The following is a 1,856-nucleotide window of genomic DNA, read 5'->3' on the forward strand; positions in this document are numbered from 1 at the left end:
TGCAGTAGCCAAATTCTGCGCTGATTAACTGAGTTCTCAATTCGGTAGAATCTCTGTGCTTTAAAGGCTTGAGTCGCAGAAAAAAACAGGGTAAAAAAGAGCGGACTTTTGATAAGGAAACCAATAATGAATATTAAGGAAAATAGCTATTTTGCAGGCGGTGTAAAGTCACTAGGTTTTAACCAGCACGGACAGGATGTTAGTGTCGGTGTGATGCTTCCGGGCGAGTACACATTTGGTACGCAGGCTCCTGAGCGCATGACAGTCGTTAAAGGTGCTCTCGTGGTGAAACGCGTAGGTGAAGCCGATTGGACAACCTACAGCAGAGGTGAGTCGTTTGATGTTGAAGGTAACTCATCATTTGAGCTGCAAGTGAAAGACGCAACGGCTTACTTGTGCGAATACCTATAATCGGTACAAATGCTGAATTGCTTTAAGCCACCTTCGGGTGGCTTTTTTAGTTGCGTAATTTCCTTGAACTGGCGCACGAGATATCGCTTAGAATTCGGTATCTTGGCGCTATTTATGCGCAACTGTGTATATACTTAGTATAAGTACACCCATCAACCAAGGAGGAAGTGATGGCAGTACAACGCAAGCATTCTGATCTCCCTCCTCGCTACGAAGCGAGCGATTTAACGAATGAACAGCGACACCGCTTTACTGAAGTAGCGAACGCGGCGCACAAAAGACGCAAGTTTTACAAACAGGCGATAGAAAAAAGCTTGGTCGGAAAAATGAAGGAGCGAGCTTTTAAGCCAGTGATTGCACCACAACAAGGAAAACCAAGCCGGGCGCGTCAAGCCTTCTGGTTGATCGTGTTTTTAGCGCTTGGGTTGTGGGCGATGCACTTTTTTGCATAATCGGGCAACTCACAGAGGCTTAGCACGCCTCTGTCATCTCAAGCATTGATTCTTGTTTTTTGCGCAGCTCACCAGCATGAGAACAATGTTCGTAAAACGCGTACTGATTTTTACCCGTGTGTTTCGCGGCATACATCGCTTTGTCTGCGCAGCGGGTAAGCTCTGATAAATCGTTGGCGTCTTGTTTATAGATTGCGGCTCCTACGCTCATCGTCAGCTCATTATAGGTATCGTAGTTTTGATATCCCTTTGGGAACAAATTAACGATGCGATCCAAAATGCCATCTAGGTCTTGTTTACTGCGCACATCGTAAAGCATTAACACGAACTCATCGCCTGCAAAGCGCGCAATGGAGTAGTCATGTTTATCGGTTTTTCGGTCGCTGTTACGAATGCTTTTCTTCAATCGAGTTGCAAATGCTTTCAACACTTGGTCGCCAACATCGTGGCCATAGGTGTCGTTGATGTACTTAAAATTGTCGATATCGAGAAAAACCAACGCGGTGACACTGCGTTCGTCTGAGTGGTCAATGTCGTGCAGTTTTGCTCTAGCCCACGTTTCAAAGCTCCAACGATTCGCTAAGCCCGTCAGTTGGTCTAGGTAGGCCAACTCCTCAATCCCTTCTCGGTAAAGGGTTTGAATGTAGCTGACGACTTTTGCGTAGTAGTAGGAGAAGGTATGGCAGACACAACTGATGGCTATCAAGGTGAACATGAATCGGCGTTCGATCATATCGCCAGTGGCCGGTAAGCCGTCTAAAAACGTAATGCCAAAGAAAACCAAAATCATGTAGGTAGCGCTAAAGAGTAAACCGACTTTGAACTCGTTAATCAAAATGATGGTTGCGACGATGGGGTAGAGCCACAATAATTTTCCGGAGGGCGCATCATTAAAAAGAAGTAGTAATAACCCCTCAAACATGATGACGGCGCTGAGCAGTAAATCGGCATATTTGTGATGCCTTTGCACTTTAATGAGATAGCAGATCCCTA

Annotated in this window: 3 protein-coding genes; 2 read left to right on the top strand and 1 reads right to left on the bottom strand. The window is 45.6% G+C overall.

The window, feature by feature from the left end:
* The first annotated feature begins 126 nt into the window (after positions 1-126).
* Both R7Q41_RS23885 and R7Q41_RS23890 read left to right on the top strand, forming a co-directional pair.
* Entirely contained in the window at positions 127-411 is a 285-nt protein-coding gene (locus R7Q41_RS23885; RefSeq protein WP_318144696.1) for a pyrimidine/purine nucleoside phosphorylase, read from the top strand.
* Positions 412-581: 170 nt separating this feature from the next.
* Positions 582-863 carry a hypothetical protein gene (locus R7Q41_RS23890; RefSeq protein WP_005464981.1) on the top strand — a complete coding sequence of 94 codons (282 nt, stop codon included), beginning with the start codon at positions 582-584 and terminating at the stop codon, positions 861-863.
* Between the two features lie 19 nt (positions 864-882).
* Here the strand turns inward: R7Q41_RS23890 and R7Q41_RS23895 are convergent, their stop codons facing one another.
* Positions 883-1,851 carry a GGDEF domain-containing protein gene (locus R7Q41_RS23895; RefSeq protein WP_318144697.1) on the bottom strand — a complete coding sequence of 323 codons (969 nt, stop codon included), beginning with the start codon at positions 1,849-1,851 and terminating at the stop codon, positions 883-885.
* Positions 1,852-1,856 lie beyond the last annotated feature (5 nt).

Source organism: Vibrio sp. 2096 (assembly GCF_033339595.1).
Lineage (GTDB): Bacteria > Pseudomonadota > Gammaproteobacteria > Enterobacterales > Vibrionaceae > Vibrio > Vibrio alginolyticus.